The 17309-nt window shown below is 62.7% G+C and carries 17 protein-coding genes; 9 read left to right on the top strand and 8 right to left on the bottom strand.

Going from position 1 to position 17309, the window contains the following annotated elements; all coding sequences use genetic code 11:
* Window positions 1-102 precede the first annotated feature (102 nt).
* Entirely contained in the window at window positions 103-1152 is a 1050-nt protein-coding gene (locus BAUR9175_RS11705; RefSeq protein ID WP_101583852.1) for an LCP family protein, read from the bottom strand.
* Window positions 1153-1397: 245 nt separating this feature from the next.
* Here BAUR9175_RS11705 and BAUR9175_RS11700 point away from each other — a divergent pair, with 245 nt between their 5' ends.
* The 3 genes from BAUR9175_RS11700 (at window position 1398) to BAUR9175_RS11690 (ending at window position 3716) form a co-directional block, all read left to right on the top strand.
* Entirely contained in the window at window positions 1398-2636 is a 1239-nt protein-coding gene (locus BAUR9175_RS11700; protein WP_101583887.1) for an MFS transporter, read from the top strand.
* Window positions 2637-2931: 295 nt separating this feature from the next.
* The gene (locus BAUR9175_RS11695; RefSeq protein WP_009884585.1) at window positions 2932-3141 is read left to right on the top strand and encodes a helix-turn-helix transcriptional regulator; all 210 of its coding nucleotides are present in this window, start codon (window positions 2932-2934) and stop codon (window positions 3139-3141) included.
* Window positions 3141-3716, top strand: a complete 576-nt coding sequence (locus BAUR9175_RS11690; RefSeq protein ID WP_009884586.1) for a hypothetical protein — start codon at window positions 3141-3143, stop codon at window positions 3714-3716. The genes BAUR9175_RS11695 and BAUR9175_RS11690 overlap by 1 nt, the downstream gene beginning before the upstream one ends.
* Before the next feature lie 210 nt (window positions 3717-3926).
* Here BAUR9175_RS11690 and dld read toward each other — a convergent pair whose 3' ends face one another.
* From dld to BAUR9175_RS11665, 5 genes are all read right to left on the bottom strand, one after another.
* Window positions 3927-5636 (bottom strand): D-lactate dehydrogenase, encoded by a 1710-nt coding sequence (dld, locus tag BAUR9175_RS11685; RefSeq protein WP_101583850.1) that lies wholly within the window; start codon window positions 5634-5636, stop codon window positions 3927-3929.
* Between the two features lie 146 nt (window positions 5637-5782).
* Window positions 5783-7069: a replication-associated recombination protein A gene (locus tag BAUR9175_RS11680; protein WP_257944325.1), complete on the bottom strand. Its 1287-nt coding sequence runs from the start codon at window positions 7067-7069 to the stop codon at window positions 5783-5785.
* Between the two features lie 86 nt (window positions 7070-7155).
* Window positions 7156-8418 (bottom strand): MFS transporter, encoded by a 1263-nt coding sequence (locus BAUR9175_RS11675; RefSeq protein ID WP_226829678.1) that lies wholly within the window; start codon window positions 8416-8418, stop codon window positions 7156-7158.
* Between the two features lie 38 nt (window positions 8419-8456).
* On the bottom strand, window positions 8457-9128 hold the full coding sequence (locus BAUR9175_RS11670; protein WP_101583848.1) for a GntR family transcriptional regulator: 672 nt from the start codon (window positions 9126-9128) through the stop codon (window positions 8457-8459).
* Between the two features lie 56 nt (window positions 9129-9184).
* Window positions 9185-9811, bottom strand: coding sequence for a hypothetical protein (locus BAUR9175_RS11665; RefSeq protein ID WP_096162432.1), 627 nt, complete (start codon window positions 9809-9811; stop codon window positions 9185-9187).
* Between the two features lie 30 nt (window positions 9812-9841).
* Here BAUR9175_RS11665 and BAUR9175_RS11660 point away from each other — a divergent pair, with 30 nt between their 5' ends.
* Window positions 9842-10042, top strand: coding sequence for a hypothetical protein (locus tag BAUR9175_RS11660; protein ID WP_096158125.1), 201 nt, complete (start codon window positions 9842-9844; stop codon window positions 10040-10042).
* Between the two features lie 102 nt (window positions 10043-10144).
* The gene (locus tag BAUR9175_RS11655) at window positions 10145-10519 is read left to right on the top strand and encodes a hypothetical protein (protein WP_146000916.1); all 375 of its coding nucleotides are present in this window, start codon (window positions 10145-10147) and stop codon (window positions 10517-10519) included.
* A 38-nt stretch (window positions 10520-10557) separates the two neighbouring features.
* On the opposite strand, the gene BAUR9175_RS11650 is transcribed toward BAUR9175_RS11655, so the two are convergent.
* Window positions 10558-12315, bottom strand: a complete 1758-nt coding sequence (locus BAUR9175_RS11650) for an FAD-dependent oxidoreductase (protein ID WP_096158123.1) — start codon at window positions 12313-12315, stop codon at window positions 10558-10560.
* Between the two features lie 77 nt (window positions 12316-12392).
* Between BAUR9175_RS11650 and BAUR9175_RS11645 the strand changes: the two genes are divergently transcribed.
* Together BAUR9175_RS11645 and BAUR9175_RS11640 are read left to right on the top strand one after the other, a co-directional pair.
* Complete coding sequence (locus tag BAUR9175_RS11645) at window positions 12393-13346, top strand: LysR family transcriptional regulator (protein ID WP_101583884.1); 954 nt, start codon at window positions 12393-12395, stop codon at window positions 13344-13346.
* Window positions 13347-13388: 42 nt separating this feature from the next.
* Window positions 13389-14240, top strand: coding sequence for a type IV toxin-antitoxin system AbiEi family antitoxin domain-containing protein (locus tag BAUR9175_RS11640; RefSeq protein WP_164514358.1), 852 nt, complete (start codon window positions 13389-13391; stop codon window positions 14238-14240).
* 27 nt (window positions 14241-14267) lie between these two features.
* Here the strand turns inward: BAUR9175_RS11640 and BAUR9175_RS11635 are convergent, their stop codons facing one another.
* Entirely contained in the window at window positions 14268-15251 is a 984-nt protein-coding gene (locus BAUR9175_RS11635; RefSeq protein WP_101583842.1) for an LLM class flavin-dependent oxidoreductase, read from the bottom strand.
* Window positions 15252-15450: 199 nt separating this feature from the next.
* On the opposite strand from BAUR9175_RS11635, the gene BAUR9175_RS11630 reads away from it, so the two are divergent.
* Together BAUR9175_RS11630 and BAUR9175_RS11625 are read left to right on the top strand one after the other, a co-directional pair.
* Window positions 15451-15876, top strand: coding sequence for a MarR family winged helix-turn-helix transcriptional regulator (locus BAUR9175_RS11630; protein WP_009884603.1), 426 nt, complete (start codon window positions 15451-15453; stop codon window positions 15874-15876).
* Window positions 15869-17260 carry an MFS transporter gene (locus BAUR9175_RS11625; RefSeq protein ID WP_096146958.1) on the top strand — a complete coding sequence of 464 codons (1392 nt, stop codon included), beginning with the start codon at window positions 15869-15871 and terminating at the stop codon, window positions 17258-17260. Before BAUR9175_RS11630 ends, BAUR9175_RS11625 begins: the two co-directional genes overlap by 8 nt.
* Window positions 17261-17309 lie beyond the last annotated feature (49 nt).

The following is a 17309-nucleotide window of genomic DNA, read 5'->3' as shown; positions in this document are numbered from 1 at the left end:
CGATACGGGTGCGAAGAACCCCGCCCCTGAGAACTCAGGGGGCGGGGTTCTTCACGTGCAAGGGTGGGCGGGGCCACCTCGGCGAGGTATCTGGTCTGACGTTTACAGGTGCGACTCCGGAGCGTTCTGGACGTACTCATCGAGGGTGTCGTTTTTGTACGCGTCCTGGACCTTCTTCAGTTCCTCTTCGTCGACGTTGACGATCGACTGACCGTCACTCGAGGTTCCGACTCCCGCGGTTGGGGAGGTGAAGAACTCGATGTTGCCGGGGCGGACGTCGCGCATCGCGAAGGCCGTGGCAGAGATGTACTGGGCGTCGAGACCGGAGTCGACGTACATGTACGGAGAGAAGTTCTTGACCATGTCCTGAATCTTCTTCGGGTTCGACAGGGTGTCGGCGGAGATGATCTCGTTGGTCAGTCCCCGGATGAAGGCCTGCTGGTTACGGGCGCGCTGGAAGTCACCGTCCTGGAAAGACTTGCGTTCTCGCACGAAGGTCAGCGCCTCGTCGCCGTCGAGGACGTTCTCTCCCTTTTCGAAGGTGTAGCCGTTCTTCTCAAACGCCTGCTCCGAGTTCACCATCACTCCGCCGAGGCTGTCGGTCAGGGCCTTGAAGCCTTCGAAGTCGATGATCGCGACGTGGTCGAGTTCCGTGCCGATGAAGTCCGAGATCGTGGACACGGCCAGGGGCAGACCGCCGGTTGAGAGCGCGGAGTTGATCTTCGCCTTGCCGTGGCCTTCGATGTCGACCCAGCTGTCACGCGGGATCGACATGACTTGGACATTGGATCCGGACTCCGGGATGTGCATGACCATGATCGTGTCCGAGCGCAGTCCGCGGGAGTCATTGACGTCGACCTGGTCCATCGGCTCATCGGAGCCCAGCAGCAGGATGTTCGTGCCGCCGTCCTCCTTCTGGTCATCGGGGCGCTGCGTGCCGAAGATCTGCTCGTCGGTGAGCTTGTTCGCGTTGTTGTCAAAGGTCCGCCCCACGTTCCACAGGTAGAGGCCTACACCAAGGACGCCGAGGATGACGATGACGAGAAGGGCGACAAGGATCTTGCGCCACACCTTCTTCTTTTTGCGTTTGGGACGCTGCGGTCGGTCTTCCTGGCTGTCGAACAGATCATCGATACTGCTGTTGTCCGTCATCGGCACTCCGGGTTTCAGTCAATGCGGCGTGGGTGCCGGCGGGAGAGGATTGCAATCTCTGCAATTATATAGCTTTTGTTACATTCCCCCGGACACCTTGCCCCGGTGCGCGGGTGTGTCTTGCCTGTGACCTGGGTTGATCGCTCGCCTGCGACTCGAATGACCGTCGCCGAGGTGACTCGACTCACCGGTAACAACGTCGTATCCGTATAGTGGACGCTTCATGCGCTAGGTAGACTTTGCTGGTGTTCAACAACTATCGGGAAATTCTGTCTCTTCCCGGTGCTCTCAAGTTCTCCTTGGCCGGTCTTGTTGCACGTATGCCCATCGCAGTTCTGGGCCTGGGAATCGTTCTGTTCATCCAGGGCGTCAGCGGCTCCTATGGTCTGGCAGGCATCGTCGCCGCCGTGTACATGATCGTCCAAGCTCTTGCCGGCCCCGGGATCGCGCGCCTTGTCGACCGTCGTGGCCAAGCCACCGTCATGGTGCCCATCGTCATCACCCACCTCGTGGCGCTTTCGATGCTCATCGTCTCCGTCTACGCAGACTGGTGGGTGGGCCTCATCTTCGTCTTCGCCGGAATCGGCGGTGCCACTGTCGGCTCCGTCGGGTCGCTGGTGCGTTCGCGCTGGTCACACATCGTGGATTCGCCGAAAAAGCTGCAGACCGCCTTCTCCTGGGAGTCCGTCGCCGATGAGCTGCTCTTCGTCACCGGCCCCGTCGTCGCCACCGTGCTCGCCACTGCCGTGTTCCCCCCGGCAGGCATCATCCTCTCGATGCTCACCGCCGGGATCGGCTCGGCTCTGCTCTACATCCAAAAGTCGACCGAGCCCCCGCCGATCGAACGCACCACAGAGGCTCGCGGGCACGTGTTCTCCAATCCGGGGATCTTCACGATCATCATCGTCAATGTGTTCCTGGGTGTGAACTTCGGCGCCATCGACGTCATCGCCGTGGCCTTCGCCGACGAGCAGGGTGTGAAGTCCCTGGCCGGCATCCTGCTCAGCGCCTTCGCCCTGGGCTCACTCATCGCCGGTGCGCTCTACGGGTCGAGGAACTGGAACTCTGCAACCCATCACCGTTTCGGCGTCACCGTTGCCCTGCTGGCCATCGGCGCGTGTTCGATGATGCTGGCCCAGGGAATGGTCTCCTATACGATCATCCTGTTCATCGTCGGCTTCACGATCGCCCCGAGCCTCATCGGCGCCAACTCCGTCATCGAGGCACTGGCACCGCCGAGGCGTCTGACTGAGGCCTTCGCCTGGCTGGGCACATCCTTGGGCTTCGGCGTCGCCTTCGGATCGGCCCTCGCCGGCAACATCATCGACGCCTCGAATGCGAAGACGGCGATGCTGCTGCCGGCCGGCTGTGCCATCGTCGGTGCTCTCTTGGCGCTGTCGCTGCTCAAACTGCTCAACCCGAAGCGGTCGAGTCACGAGGTGCGGGTCAACCGGCCCGGGCGAAACGTGTCGCTGAAGGGTTAGAGAGCGAGGGCCGACGGAGTGATCCTTCTGCGCAGACGAGCAGACTGAAGAGCCCGACGGGGCCGGGCCCCACGCTCGAACCGTGGAACCCCGAGCACCAGCCAGTCCAACTCGGCGAGAGGCCCATCGCGCTCGCGGGCGAGCACCACGCACCACGAGCATCAAAACACCGCGTTGCAACGGGAGGTTGTGCCGTTACCGGTAGTGATGGCCGCCAAATGTCAAAGATTCTTGACGTGGCATGTCAATGATGTTTTACTTTTTATGTAAAGAATAGTTGACATCAGGAAACGGGATGGACGTTCAGACTTCGAATCTCAAGCACGTCCGCAAGGCCGCCGGTCTCACGCAGGCCCAACTTGCCCAACGCACCGGCGTCTCGCGTCAGACGATCATCGCCACCGAGCGCGGCGACTACGCACCCAGCGTCTATCTGGCACTGCGCATCGCCCGTTCGCTGGAGACCACAGTGGAAGAAATCTTTTCACTTCAGGAGGAAGCATAATGAACAACAGCAGCGACAGGAAGAACCGCAGCAACGAACTCGCCGACAAGATCGCAGGCTTCAACGACCCGTCGATGGGTGATGAACGCGAGCGCGACGTCATCCTGCGCGCGTATACGCTGGGGGCCGTCGTCTCCACCTACGTGTTCTTCGCGCTCGGACTCATCTTCGCAGTTCTCGGCGCGGGATTGTGGAGTGCATTTATCATCCTCGGCTCCATCGTGACCAGCAGCGCCATTTCGGGGTACTGCAAGCGCGAGAATGTGGACTTCGCGATGTCCATGGCCCGCGTCTCAGCGAAACGGCTGATCGTCGGCAACATCGCCGGCGCGGTGTTCGCCATTGTCTGGGTCAGTGCGATTGTCTTCCACATGAGTGAGGGCCATCCGCTCATCGATGCCGGCATGGGAGCAAGCACCACACTCGGTGCTGCAACCAGCACGTACGCCATCGTCATCGGTGCGACGGTCGGCTTCATCGCTACGATCACCCTCATGACGTTCTCTCGCATACGCAAAATCAAGCAGGCCCGTGCCGAAGCGGCCGCGGCGGCAGATATCGAAGACGAGGACTGACCCACCTCGGCGGTGTGGGCATCTGTTCAACCGACTGCCGGGCCCACGGCGGGCATCACTGCTCTTCTTCGCGGCAACGTCACTTCGCATCACTGCCTGAGCGTCCGTCACCGTTAACGCGAAAACACCCCGGCGCACCGGGGTGTTTTTGCTGTTTGCGGCGACGGACGCACGAGATGCCAAGAATGCGAGCGATGCGCGGAGTGCGCCTCAGGCCCAGTTCTTGTGGGGCGAGGTCTCACCGACGCCCGGGTTGAAGACATTGCAGGGGTCGAGTTCCTTGAAGTGGGCTTCCATCTCCGGCGGCACCTGGTAGAGGCGACCGTAGTTGTGCTCGGCGGGCACGGCGGCTCCACGTGCCTCGAGCAGCGCCATCATCTGCTTTTTCAACGCCACCGGGTCAACACCCTTCTTCGCCACATGGTCCTGATGGAGGACGTGGCAGAAGAAGTGGCCGTAATAGGAACTGATGTGCAGCTGGTCTGAGATCTCCGTTGGCAGCACCTCGAGCCAATCCTCGTCATCGCGTGTCAGCGCAACGTCGAAGGTGATCATCTCCGAGGACTCGTCACGGTGGAGATTGAAGTAGCGTGTGGCGGCACTGGCGGCACCGAAGCGGTGGAGCATGGCGGACTGAGCTTCATCGGCAGTGCAGATGAAGAAGTCACCGTCATGCCCCACCTCGGCGAAGAAGGTCGTGAGGAACTCCTCGGTCCTCTGCTTCTGGTCGCCGCTGACGACGAGGAGCAGATGGTGTTCAAAGCGATCGCGGTACTCAAGCATGCGGTCCGGCAGCTGCTGCGGCAGCAAGCTGAAGGCACCCTGCGCAATGGAATCGGCAACGGTCTGTCCGAAGAAGGGCAGCTTCGCGAACACCCCGTTCGCCCAGTTCTTCAACGCGAAGAGCTTGATCTGTTCGCGGCTGCCGGCGTGCTTGACGGAGACGAACGTGTCCTTGCCGTACTTCTCGGCAAGGTCGAAGGAGGGCCGTCCCATGTACTCACCGGAGATCGGCAGCGGCATGTCCGAAGTCAGGATCGCCCGGCGCAGGGCCTCGAGCTCGGCGGGGCTGTTGGTGCCCACGTAGAAGGTCGTCGAATCCTTCTGCTTGGGGAAGGTCCGCGTGCGCACGGCGAAGACCATGAGTTTACCGGCCGACCCTGACGCCTCGTGGAGGAACTTCGGGTTGGCGTTGTAGCGGGCAGGAGAATCGGTGATTTCGCGGACGTGCTCGCTGTATTCGGTATCGAGACTGTCTTCCGGGGGCGGCGTGACATCGGCTTCGTCCCATTCGCCGCGTTGGAGTCTGTCGAGGATATGGGCCGGATCATCGCCGAGGCTGATGCCCAGGTGATTGACGAGTTCGACCTTGCCCTCGTCATCGACCCGGGCGAAGATCGCGTGCTTCGTGAAGGCCGGGCCCTTGCGAATCTGGCTGCCGCCGGAGTTGTTCGCGATGCCGCCGACGACCGAAGCACCGATCGACGACGAACCGATCACCGAATGAGGTTCACGCCCGTGAGGTGCCAGCTTGTCATCGAGTTCGTACAGCGTGGATCCGGCCAGACACACGGCCTCACGAGCATCGTTGATGAGATGGATCTGGTTGATGCGCAGGGTGGAGATGATGACGATCTCACGATCGTAGTCCTGATCGCCGGGACCCGAACCTCCGGTCAGGCCGGTGTTCGCCGACTGTGGGATGACGATGAGATCGTGATCGACGCAGACCTGCAGAGCCCGCCACATATCGACAAGGCTGCCCGGCTTGAGGACCGCGAGCACACTGCCGCCGCCGAAGCGATTGCCTTTGGCGAAGGGCTCCGTCGCCCGGGCGGAGGTGAGCACATGACGACTGCCCATGATGTCGATGAAGGCGCTGACCGCCTGTGATTGGTGCTGACGCTGTCGTCCGAACATTGTTGATAGCTCCTCTTGCATCGATGCGAACGTTGTTCACTCTACAAGCCTGCGGATGGAATGGCGCCTGCGCCCATCCGTTATTTGTTCATGTGTCCCCATCGTCTGACGGGTCATTGTCGGCGCGACCTTCGTGCTGACGTTTTTCAGCACGCATCCGATCCCACTCGGTCAGACGCTTCGCGATGATGTGCGCGTAACCGTTGCTGGTGTGTCGGTACACCTTCTCCGGTTCCATGCCCTCGGGAAAGTAGTTCGCACCGGAACCCCCCCCCCGGCCTGTCCGGGTCATACTCGTAACCCTCCCCGTAGCCGAGGTTCTTCATCAGCTTCGTCGGGGCGTTGAGAATATTTGCTGGTGGCATGAGAGACCCGGTCTGTTTCGCGAGCTTCTTCGCGGCGTTGAATCCACGGTAGACGGCGATGGACTTCGGTGCGGTTGCGAGATAGACGACGGCTTGGGCGATGGCGAGTTCCCCCTCTGGGGAGCCCAGACGTTCGAACACGTCCCATGCCGCCAGCGCTTGCTGGATGGCTTGCGGGTCGGCAATCGCGATGTCTTCGTTGGCGAATCTGACCAGCCGTCGGGCGATATAGAGGGGATCTTCCCCACCCTCGAGCATGCGCGCCAACCAGTACAGTGACGCGTCGGGATCTGAGCCGCGCATTGACTTATGCAGCGCGGAGATGAGGTTGTAGTGTCCCTCTTGCGCCTTGTCGTAGATCGGTGCGCGCTGTTGAACCAGCTCGTCAAGGCCAGCGGTGTCGAGAGCACCGCTGACGGTTTGGAGCTGCTCGATGAGGTTGAGCAGGTAGCGACCGTCGCCATCGGCCATTGCCACCAGGGCATGTCGTGCCTGCGCATCAAGCGGCAGTTCTCTCTCAGTGGTTTCCTCTGCTCGTTTGATGAGCGTGGTCAGCGCTTCCTCGTAGAGGCGTTTGAGTACGAATACCTGGCAGCGGGAGAGCAGTGCGGAGTTGAGCTCGAAGCTGGGGTTCTCCGTGGTCGCGCCGACGAGTACGACCGTGCCGTCTTCTACGTAGGGGAGGAAGGAGTCCTGCTGGGCGCGGTTGAAGCGGTGGATCTCGTCGACGAACAGCATCGTGCCCTGGCCGATCTCGCGCCGTTTGGCTGCCGATTGGAAGACTTTCCGGAGTTCTGCGACACCGGAGAATGTGGCTGAGACCGACTCGAAGACGAGGTTGGTGCGTTCGGCCAGCAGTCGCGCAATGGTTGTCTTCCCACAGCCCGGCGGCCCCCACAGCACCATCGAAACCAGCCTGCTCTCGGCGACCATCCGACCAATCGGTGCGTCGTCGCCAAGAAGATGATCTTGCCCGATGACATCTTCAAGGGACTCCGGGCGCAGACGATCGGCCAGCGGGCGGCCCACATCGTCAGGCTCAAACAATGACGGTGGTTCTTGGCTCACGATGTCACCTCCATCTTCATAGCCTAATTGCCGCGGCTGATCGAATGGTGCTCGCGCCGCTGTCTATCGCGAGGGACGCAACGGCGTTACGCGCGAGCCTTCGACGCCAGCGACACTACGGAGAGGCTGAGCAGACAGATCACTGCGACTGCCCCAAGCGAGATGCTGTAGGGCATGAGCGGCAGCAGCGCTGCGAGCACTGTGGGCAGCAGGAACCCGGAGTACGCCAGCGAGTAGTAGACGCCGGTGATCCCCGCGAGGTCCTTCGGCTCGGCGATGGCCTGGACGATGACCAGACCGGCCACCACGCAGATGCCATACGCGATGCCGAGGACAATGGCGACGACGAAGGCGACGAACGGGTTGGCAACCAGTGCCGCGACGACTGCCAGCCCCATGCCGAAGGTCATGAGCGTGAGCCCGACGACCAGCGCACGTCCGCCCGTCCACCTGTTGATGCGTGGGACGAGGTTCTGCACCAGCGCCCCCGCGCCCAGGGTGACGACGGTCAGCACGGTCGCGTACATGGTCGTCCACTCCCCCAGCTCATCCTGGACCAGAGCGGGCATGACCGCATAGGCAACACCTGCGGCGGCGAAGACCCACGGTGCGGCGGGGATGATGAGGCGCACGAAGGTGCGGTGGCCGACAAGCGGAATCCGCAGGCCTCGCCACCAATGATGGGCCGACCGGCGTTCCCTCGTCAGCGTCTCCGGCGCGGTGAACACGATGAACAGCGCCACGATGGACAGCAACCCGTGGACCGCGTAGGGAATCGTTTCGGGCATCGGCCCCCACTGCGCCAGGCAGCCGGTGACCGCGGCGCCGATGGCGAATCCCACTGTCAGCGTCAGCGCCGGGCGGCGAGCACCGGCGGTGATTCCGGCCTTGTGGTCAAACGGTGGTGACGAGAGTTCCTTGATCCAGCTCGTGCCCACCGACATCGCCACTCCCACGCCGATTCCCGCGAGCACGCGGCCCACACACAGCAGCCAGAAGAGGTTGAAGCCGATGCCAAGAAGAACACTGCCGATAATGGCGGCGATCGTTCCGGCAATGAGAATCGGTTTGCGTCCACGTCTATCTGAGAGCGCCGAGGCGACCAGGAGCCCCGGTATCAGTCCCCCGACGTACATGCCGAGGAGGAGATTGGCCTGCCAGACCGCGTAGCCGCCGTCCTCTTCGTACATGTGCACGAGTGGGGTGAAGTGGTTGCCGCCCCAGGCGAGCAGGAACATGGCGGGCACGACGCGAAGCCAAGCTCTGCGTTGGGGCACTGTTGTTGCGGAGTGAGAGATTGTCGTTGCGATCTGGTGGTCTGCTGTTTCAGTTGCGGGTTCTGAAGTCATTGCTGGCGATTCTGGGTTGAGTGCTGCGGTTTCCGATGTCACTGGTTCTCGGGGAAGTGGGAGGACTGAATGTGCTCGCGCGCGACCTTTCCGAAGTCCTTGGCCTCACCGCGTTCTGCGAGATCGGTGAGCTCGGCATGCTCGTCGAAGAGGGTGTGCAGCGAACTGGGCTGATCGATGACCACTTGGTAGGTCAGGCGGGCCAAGCGCGGGCCCATCGTGGTCAGCATCTCCTCGACAATGCTGTTGCCGCCGCTGCGGATGATGCGGGAGTGGAAGGCGTAGTCGGCACTGGCGAAGTCGAGTGGATGACTGGCATCCAGAGCCTTCTGCTGCCGATCGAGGAGCGTGCGCAGGTCTGCTGCCAGCGGCGCGAAGTCGCTGTCGAGAGTGAATGCCTGGACGGCGTCGGTCTCGAACATGGCGCGTACCGCCAGCAGGTCGCGGCGCTCCTGACGGGACACCGTGGTGACGATCGCGCCCTTCTTCGGTACGAGGCGGACCAATCTCCAGCGCTCGAGTTGGAGCATCGCCTCCCGTGCCGGTGTCCGGCTAGCTTTCTGAGCCTCGGCGAGCTCAGCCTCGGTGAGGAGTTGGCCGGGCTCGTAGCGCTGCTCGATGATCTCGCGGGCGGCCCACGCAGCCATCCGCGCAGCGATCGGGGAAGCATCGTCGGTGGTCTCCCACGGGAGCGTCAGCAGGTCTTTCATTGCTCCACTCTATCAGATGCATACATTGATAGATGCATCAGTCATCGATGCACCTATCACCCGAAGGTGCTGAAGTTCCCGCGGAAGATCCCGGCCGGGTCCCGCTCATTCTTGAGCCGGCGCAGCCGCAGCAGCAATTCTTCGGGCAGTGCATCCGCGAGGCTCTCGCTAGGGTTGAGAAACGTCACGGGCTTGCGTCCGGTCGTCGGCAGAGTCCGCGCCAGATCTGCCTGCTTCTTCGTGATGGGCTCAGCGGCCTCCTCGGTGGCGGGCAGTCCGAACATGTAGACACTGAACTGTTCACTCAATGCCCCGTGCGGATTGTCGGTTGCTCGCGCGAGCGCCCCGCCGAGGTGCCTGACCTGCACCGATAGCAGCGGATCGATGGGCGTCTCGAGCAGTGCGTCGAGGGCTGAGTCGTCGAGTGAGGTGAGCAGCTCCGCGCGGGAGCTGCCGGGAACAGGGTCGGTCGGTTCGGCGGTGATGGTTCCCAGATCCGCAACGCTCATCGGTGCGCGAGTGTCAGAGAGCGGTGTCGGCAATGCATCGCTCGCGCGCATCAGGCTGCGGGCCTCAGCGTCGGATCCGATGCAGGTTGAGTCGATCGCTACCATCGGATCGGCGCCGGGGAAACTGAGGAGCTCCAGCCACAGGTTCAGATTATCCGGCGCGCTCGCTGCCATCGACCGGAACACCTCGGCGACTTCCCTCGCATGGGCGGCCAGAGCGAAGACCTGCGCTGGGAAGGCTCGTCAGAGGATCAGACATCGAGCGGTGCGGTCACGGACTATTCAGTGTCGAGCGATGGCACTCCTCGGGCGATCTACTGGTTCCGGTTCGCATATGGCAGGCTCGCCTCCGTCGATGTGCTTGCCGATGAGACGATCCTGGCCTGTCTCGACATCGTGGTCTAGGTGTCGTTCAAGAACTCGGAACTCGTAGGCACTGTAGACAACGCCGGTAATACCGATAACGCAGTCAATACAGAATGCGAGACATTTTTTACTCAATGATCCTTGTCGGTTATTGTAGTCCTCGGCGCAATTGACGCGCCCGATGCCAAGCGAAATAGCGGAGGAGTTTCCCGGGCACCCACGAATTGGGTATTCGGTGGTGTGATCAACGTGGAATCAATTATCTGGAGCGCCATCACCCTCAGCTTCATCGTCGGAATGCTGTTGAAGGCTTTGCCACGAGTTCCAGGCGCCGTTGTGGGGACCGCGTGGGGAGCCACTGCATTGGCAGCAACCGGAGCTCTCCTATTCAAAGACACGACCGACACCAACCTTGAGATTGTGAGTCTCGGACTCATTGTCATATTCCCGGCATTCCTCACAGGTTTCGCCCTGGTCAGCCTGGTTGGTGATTGGAAGCGCGAGCTCACCGCCTGAAGTTCCTGGCGGTGAGCTCGCGCTCAATGAGTTCCGCTTCACTCCACGAGCTTGCCGACCTGGCTGATCTCCTCGTGGCGCATGAGCTCGGCGACCTCGGGATCGACTGCCGGGATGCTCTCCTTCACAACCCCGGTCGAAGGTGACCAGACGAGGTTGACCTGCAGCTTCTCATCCTGCTCGGGGTAATCGCTGCGGTTGTGGCAGCCGCGGGTCTCGCGACGCTCAAGCGCGCATTCCAGCGTCGCTCGGGCCGCCAGTGCCGAAGACTTGAGATCGAAGGCATGCGAGAGGTCGGAGTAGCCGGCGATGTCGGGGTGGATGCCCACCTCGCTCATGCGCGCCTCGATCGACGCAAGCTTTTCGAGTCCTGCCAGCAGCCCGGCCTCGTCACGGACGACGCCGGCGTGCTCGGTCATGAGGTTGCGGATCTCGCGCTGCAGGGCGCGGACGTTCTCCGTCCCTTCGGAGGACAGGAGATCATCGATCTCAGCCCGCGCCTCGGCGATGGCAGACTGCGACCGCACCTGCGCACCCAGATCAGACGAGTACGCGATGGCGGACTGGCCGACGATACGACCGAAGACGAGGAGCTCGATGAGGGAATTGCCGCCGAGGCGGTTGGCCCCGTGCAGCCCGGACGAGGCCTCGCCGATGGCCCACAGTCCCTCGACGTCGGTGCTGTGCTCGACTGGGTCGACCCACACCCCGCCCATCGAGTAGTGCGCGGTCGGGGCGATCTCGATCGGTGACTGGGTGATGTCGAGCATCTGCGTCTCCATCATCGTCTGGAACACGCGCGGCAGGCGGTTCATGATGGTCTCGCGCGGCAGGTGAGAGACGTCGAGCCAGACACCGCCGTTTTCGGTGCCGCGGCCCTCTGCGATCTCAGTGTAGGCGGCCAGGGCCACGCGGTCGCGGGTGGAGAGTTCCATGCGTTCGGGGTCGTAGCGTTCCATGAACCGCTCCCCCAGTCCGTTGCGCAGGATGCCGCCCTCACCGCGGGCAGCCTCGGAGACCAGGGTTCCGGCGGCATTCTCGGGTTCGATGATGCCCGAGGGGTGGAACTGGACGAGTTCGGCGTCGCGCAGGCGAGCTCCGGCTTCGACGGCCAGACGGAAGGAGTCGCCGGTGTTCTCGTCGCGGCGAGACGAGGTGCGGCGCCAGATCCGGTTGTGCCCGCCGGCGGCGAGGATGACCGCGTCGGCATGGATGCGGTACCGGGAACCGTCGACGATGTCGAAGCCGAAGGCACCGAAGACGCGGCCATCGGCGACGAGGAGTTTGGTGATGTAGACGCGGTCGAGGATGGGGACGTTCAGGGCCTCGGCACGATGAATGAGGGTGCGCTGGATTTCAAGTCCCGTGTAATCGCCGGCGAAAGCGGTGCGACGCCAGGTGTGGGCGCCGAAGAAGCGCTGCGAGATCCGACCGTCGTCCTCCTTCGCGAAGTCCATTCCGTATCGCTCCAGGTCAGCGATTCCCTGTTCGGCTCCCTGGGTGACGATTTCGACGGTGCGGGGGTTGGCGAGGTCATAGGATTCCTTGATCGTGTCGGCTGCGTGCTGCTGCCAGGAGTCGTCGGGGTCCATGGTGGCCAGGGCCGCGTTGATGCCGCCGGCCGCCAGCGAGGTGTGGGCGTCGTCCTTGGGCCTCTTGCCGACGGCGAGGACGTCGGTGCCGGATTCGGCGACCTCGATCGCGGCGCGCAGGCCGGATCCGCCGGTGCCGATGACCAGCACCGAGGTGGAGATCGTGTGTTCTTTGGTGCGGGCATTTCCCTGTGTGGTGTTCATGCATTCCACGCTAGGCTCGGACACTTCATGCGTCCAATGTATTGTTTCGCTCAACTCGATAGCGATACGCTATGGGTATGAATTTGGAACAGCTCGCGAGCTTCGTCGAGGTCGCCAACACCGGTCATTTCACGAAGGCCGCCGCCACACTTCACCTGGCACAACCGTCGCTGAGTCGGCAGATTTCGACGCTGGAGAAGGAGCTCGGCTCCGAGCTCTTCCATCGCGCCCATGGACACATCAGTCTCACCGCCGCGGGCGAGACTCTACTGCCGAGCGCCCGACGAATGCTCGCCGACGCCGAGGCGGTCCGCCGTGACATGGATGAGCTCGCCGGACTGCGCAAGGGTCGCATCCGCCTGGGTGCGACCCCGACGCTGTGCGTCAGCTTGGTCGCCGAGGCGATCAGCGGTTTCCATCATGAGCATCCCGGGGTCGAGCTCGAGCTCGTGGAGAAAGGCTCGCGGGAACTCATCGAGGCGCTGGGCGCCGGGGAACTCGACCTTGCCTTGATCACACGAACACACTCTCCGAGTGCGCAGATGCCGCGGCTGCGGATGCAGGGGGTGCTCAGTGAGGACCTGGTGGTCATCGCCGCGGCAGAGTCACCTCGGGGCGGTGCTGAGTTTCTGCCCGGTGACACGGTGACTCTGGGGGACGTTGCCGCACTCCCCCAGGTGCTTTTCCATCACGGATACGATCTGCGCGAAGCCACCTCGGCGGCTTTCGATGCTGCGGGCCTGGCGCCGAACATCGTCGTCGAGGGAGCCGAGATGGACGCAGTGCTGCGCTTCGTCGAACGCGGACTCGGGGTCGCGATCGTCCCGGCCATGGTCCTCGTCGACCGCCCCCGGCTGACCTCGGCACAGCTGCTGGAGCCGAGCCTGTCACGCACGGTCAGCCTCGCCACCCGAGCGGACGTACGGCCGACCAGGGCCGCCTCGGCGATGGAGACAACGATCCTCTCGACCGCGAGGGTACTGGCCGAAGAGGATGCCGGTCTGGCTGCGCATGTGCGGCTGGTGGAGTGAGGCATATGCACCGAAAGTATCTATATGAGATACAATTGGTGTATGTCCAAGATGGTAACTGTAGCGCTGGATCTCGCGTCCGAGCAAGGTGGCATGCTGACAACACAGCAGGCCCTGCGTCGGGGCGTGTCCAGACTGACGCTCAGTCGTCTCGCCGGTCAGGGTGTGATTGAGCGCCTCGCTCATGGTGTGTACGCCACCGCCGAGGGTGCGTTCGGGAAAAATTCAGCACTTAAAGCGGCCTGGCTGTCACTTGACCCCCATCGCTTCGCGTTCGAACGCATGGAGGACGATCCAGCAGGATTCACAGTCACTCATCGGCCTGCCGCAGAACTGTGGGGCATCGGACAGCTCATTCCCGACAAGCTTGAATTCGTGTCGACTTCGCGAAAGCGAACGAGGAGGGAAGACGTTCGTCTCCGGCGACGCGCGATCACCAGCGACGACATCACCATAGTTGAGGGCCTGCCGTGCACAACGATAGAGAGAACGATCGCAGATCTCATTGACTCTCACGAAGATCTCTCGCTAGTCGCCGACGCGTTCGGAGACACTACATTCGGCAAGGTCGACTTTGACCGGCTGCGTGCACTCCTCGATCCCCTTGCCCACCGAAATGGCTACGAGAACGGATCAGACTTCGTTCGGTTTCTTATGTCGGACTCCATCGAGTTCGAGCGCAGCGTTGTAGCTTCAATGCTCTCTGGTCCGCTCAAACCGCTGATGGACTCATTCCGCCCGCAACTGCCCCACCTAGTACTGAATCCGCCATCATCACCAGCCTTCAAAAAAGCGATGGCCGACATTGCGAAACAGGCGAGCCTGGAGGAATTCCATCCCCTGGCACAGGCACCCCTCGACAATCCGAAGGGTGCCCGACGGGAGGATCGCTGATGGTTGAGACCGCCAGTTCGAACCGCTTCAGAACCAGGCGTCAGCGAGCAGCTTGAGGGAACGCTCGGCCGCTGCAGGTTCATAGGAGTAGGTGACGGTGATGAGCTCGTCGGCACCGGTGCGCTCGACGAACTCCGACAACTGACGGGTTGCCGTCTCGGGTGAGCCGACCGCGCTGATTCGAAGCATCGGGCTCTCGCCGCCTCCGGCGAGTTCACTCGGATCGACGGGCGGCTGGAGATGACGGCGGCGGCCGCGGCCGATGTCGGCGAACATCTGCTTCACTGTCGTGAACTCGCGCTCGGCCTCTTCGTCTGTCTCGGCCACCAGCACATTGACCCCAGCCATGACGTAGGGCTTGTCGATCTGTGCGGTGGGAGCCTCGGTGGTGAAGGATTCGCGGTAGACGCGGATCGCTGCATCGATCTGGTCGGGCGCGAAGTGTGAGGCCAGCGAGAACGGCAGCCCCAGCTGACCGGCGATCGCGGCACCGTTCGTCGTCGAGCCGAGCACCCAGATGGGGACCTCGGTTCCGACAGAGACAGCGGATTCGATCGGCATTGTATGGGCTTTGCCCTCGGAGCTGAACCAGCCCTGCATGTCATAGATGTTCTGGGCAAAGGACTGCGGTTCGGCCGAGGAACGGCTGAGCGCCTGCGCTGTCATTCCATCGGTGCCGGGCGCGCGGCCCAATCCAAGGTCGATGCGATCGCCGTGAATGTTGGCCAGTGTTCCGTACTGCTCGGCAACCATGAGTGGAGCGTGGTTGGGCAGCATCACTCCGCCTGACCCCACACGGATCCTCTCGGTCACGGACGCGGCTTGGGAGATCAGCAGCGCCGTGGCACTCGCGGCCAGTCCCATGGTGTTGTGGTGCTCGGCGAACCACAGACGGCTGTAGCCGAGTTCATCGGCCAGGCGTGCGGCCTGCATCGAGGTGTCGATGGCTCCGCTGGCGGTGGATCCTTCACGGATGGGGACGAGGTCGAGAATATTCAGTGGAACGGACAAAGCGATGCGGTCCTTCGTTCGAGAAAGTAGAAAGATCAGTTACCAGGGACAACAGCGGCTCGACGTAGTTCTATTCCGACTGTGCTGTCCCGTTGTAGTCACGTTGCTGGTCCGTGCGGCTTAGCGCTTCCCGTGCCTCTGTGACCGTTCACTCCGGAATAGGCAAGTAGATTGATCAATTTGTTTGTACAATGAGGTAATGCCCGATCCGAACCTTGCTGCCGAGTTCCGCAGCGCGCTCCGTCCGCTCATCCGCCGCTTCTACGCGGAACGGACGACCTCCCGAGGGAAGTCCGGCATCCTCACTCACCTGAACGAACGGGGACCGGCCACGGCATCCGAACTCTCAGTAGCAGAGCGGATCACTCCGCAGGCGGTCGCCGTGGCACTGCGCGAGCTGGAAGAGCTGTCCTATGTCACCCGGGCACGAGACGACGTCGACCGTCGCAAGGTCCGCGTCCAAATCACCGAGACGGGGCGCAGCGCTCTCGAGAGCGAACATGAGGCCGGTACTCGGTGGTTCGCCGACGCGCTTGTCGAACATCTCGATGCCTCCGAGCGTGCGACACTGTCGGCGGCAGTTCCCGTGCTGCGCAAACTCATGCAGGAGTCCGTGGATGAGTGAGCCTCAACCAGGCGGTCGACTGCTTCCCGCGCTCGTCTATGCGGCACTGTCGACGGCGGTCGTCAGCTCGCTGGGCATGCTCCTCGTACCGACGATCTCGACAGAATTCCATGTCTCGATCAGCGCCGCACAATGGATGCTCACGATCAACCTGCTCGTCGGCGCGATCGTCACCCCGGTGATGGGCCGCCTCAGCGATGGCCCGCATAAGAAGAGACTCCTCGTCGGCGCTCTCACCATCATCCTGGTCGGTTCGGTGGTCGCCGCTCTTGCCAACAACTTTGCGGTCTTCCTCATCGGGCGCGCGCTGCAGGGACTGAGCTACGGCATCGTGCCCATGACGATCGCACTTGCCCGCCGGTATCTGCCTGTGGAGAAGAGCACGCGCGGCATCGCCAGCTTGTCGGTGACCGTGTCGACGGGAATGGGCATCGGGTATCCCCTGACGGGACTTATCGCGGGATCGCTGGACTATCAGTTCGCGTTCTGGTTCGCAGCGCTCTTCGTCGCCACAGCCATGATCGTCGTGATCGTCGCCGTCCCATCGGGACCAGACACCCAGGCACCGCGTGTCCGCTTCGACGTCCCCGGTGCGACAGTGCTCGCCTTCGGACTCGCGGCACTGCTGCTCGGAGTCAGCGAAGGAGAGACCTGGGGGTGGGCGACCCCGGCGACCCTGAGCTGCTTCGCGGTCGCGCTCGTCCTGCTCACGATCTGGGTCCTGCTGGAGCTGAGGGTCAAGCATCCGCTCATCAACCTTCGGGTCCTCCGCAGCCCGGACGCACTCGTCGCGAACCTCACGGCCATCACGCTGGGCACAGTGATGTACATGGTGCTCTCGATCGGCAGCATCATCGCGCAGGCGCCGAGTGAGACCGGCTACGGTGTCTCCCTGCCGGTGTTCTGGGCCGGCTTCGTGATGCTTCCGTTCTCTGTCGGCAGCTTCCTCGCCAACCGTCTTGTGCGACATCTGACGAAGCGGATTCAGATGACGACTCTGCTGCCGCTGGGCGCGACTCTGGTCACAGCGTCATCGGTGCTGCTGCTCTTCGCTCACACCGAACTCTGGGAAATCCTGATCGGCATGTTCGTCGTCGGGATGGGCGTCGGCACCACCTATGCCGCGATGCCAGCCCTCATCGCCCGCAGCGTGGCAACTGAGGAATTGGGCAGTGCGGTCAGCTTCAACCAGGTGCTGCGCACCGTCGGCGGCTCCTTCGGCAGCGCGATCTCCGGGGCGGTGCTCGCCGCGCACCTGGGTGCAGATGGTCACCCGAGTGGGGACGGCATCTTCCTGGCCCTCGCGATTTCAGCGATCGGGTGTGTCGCGGTGCTCATCGGCCTGCTCGCCGACCGAGCGCGCGGCAACCGTACAGCCGCCTGACGCACGCGCGGCCAGGCCAGCGCGTCCACGCCGCACTACCAGCACAGAG

Source organism: Brevibacterium aurantiacum (genome assembly GCF_900169065.1).
GTDB lineage: Bacteria > Actinomycetota > Actinomycetes > Actinomycetales > Brevibacteriaceae > Brevibacterium > Brevibacterium aurantiacum.
This window is presented reverse-complemented; position numbering and strand designations above follow the sequence as displayed.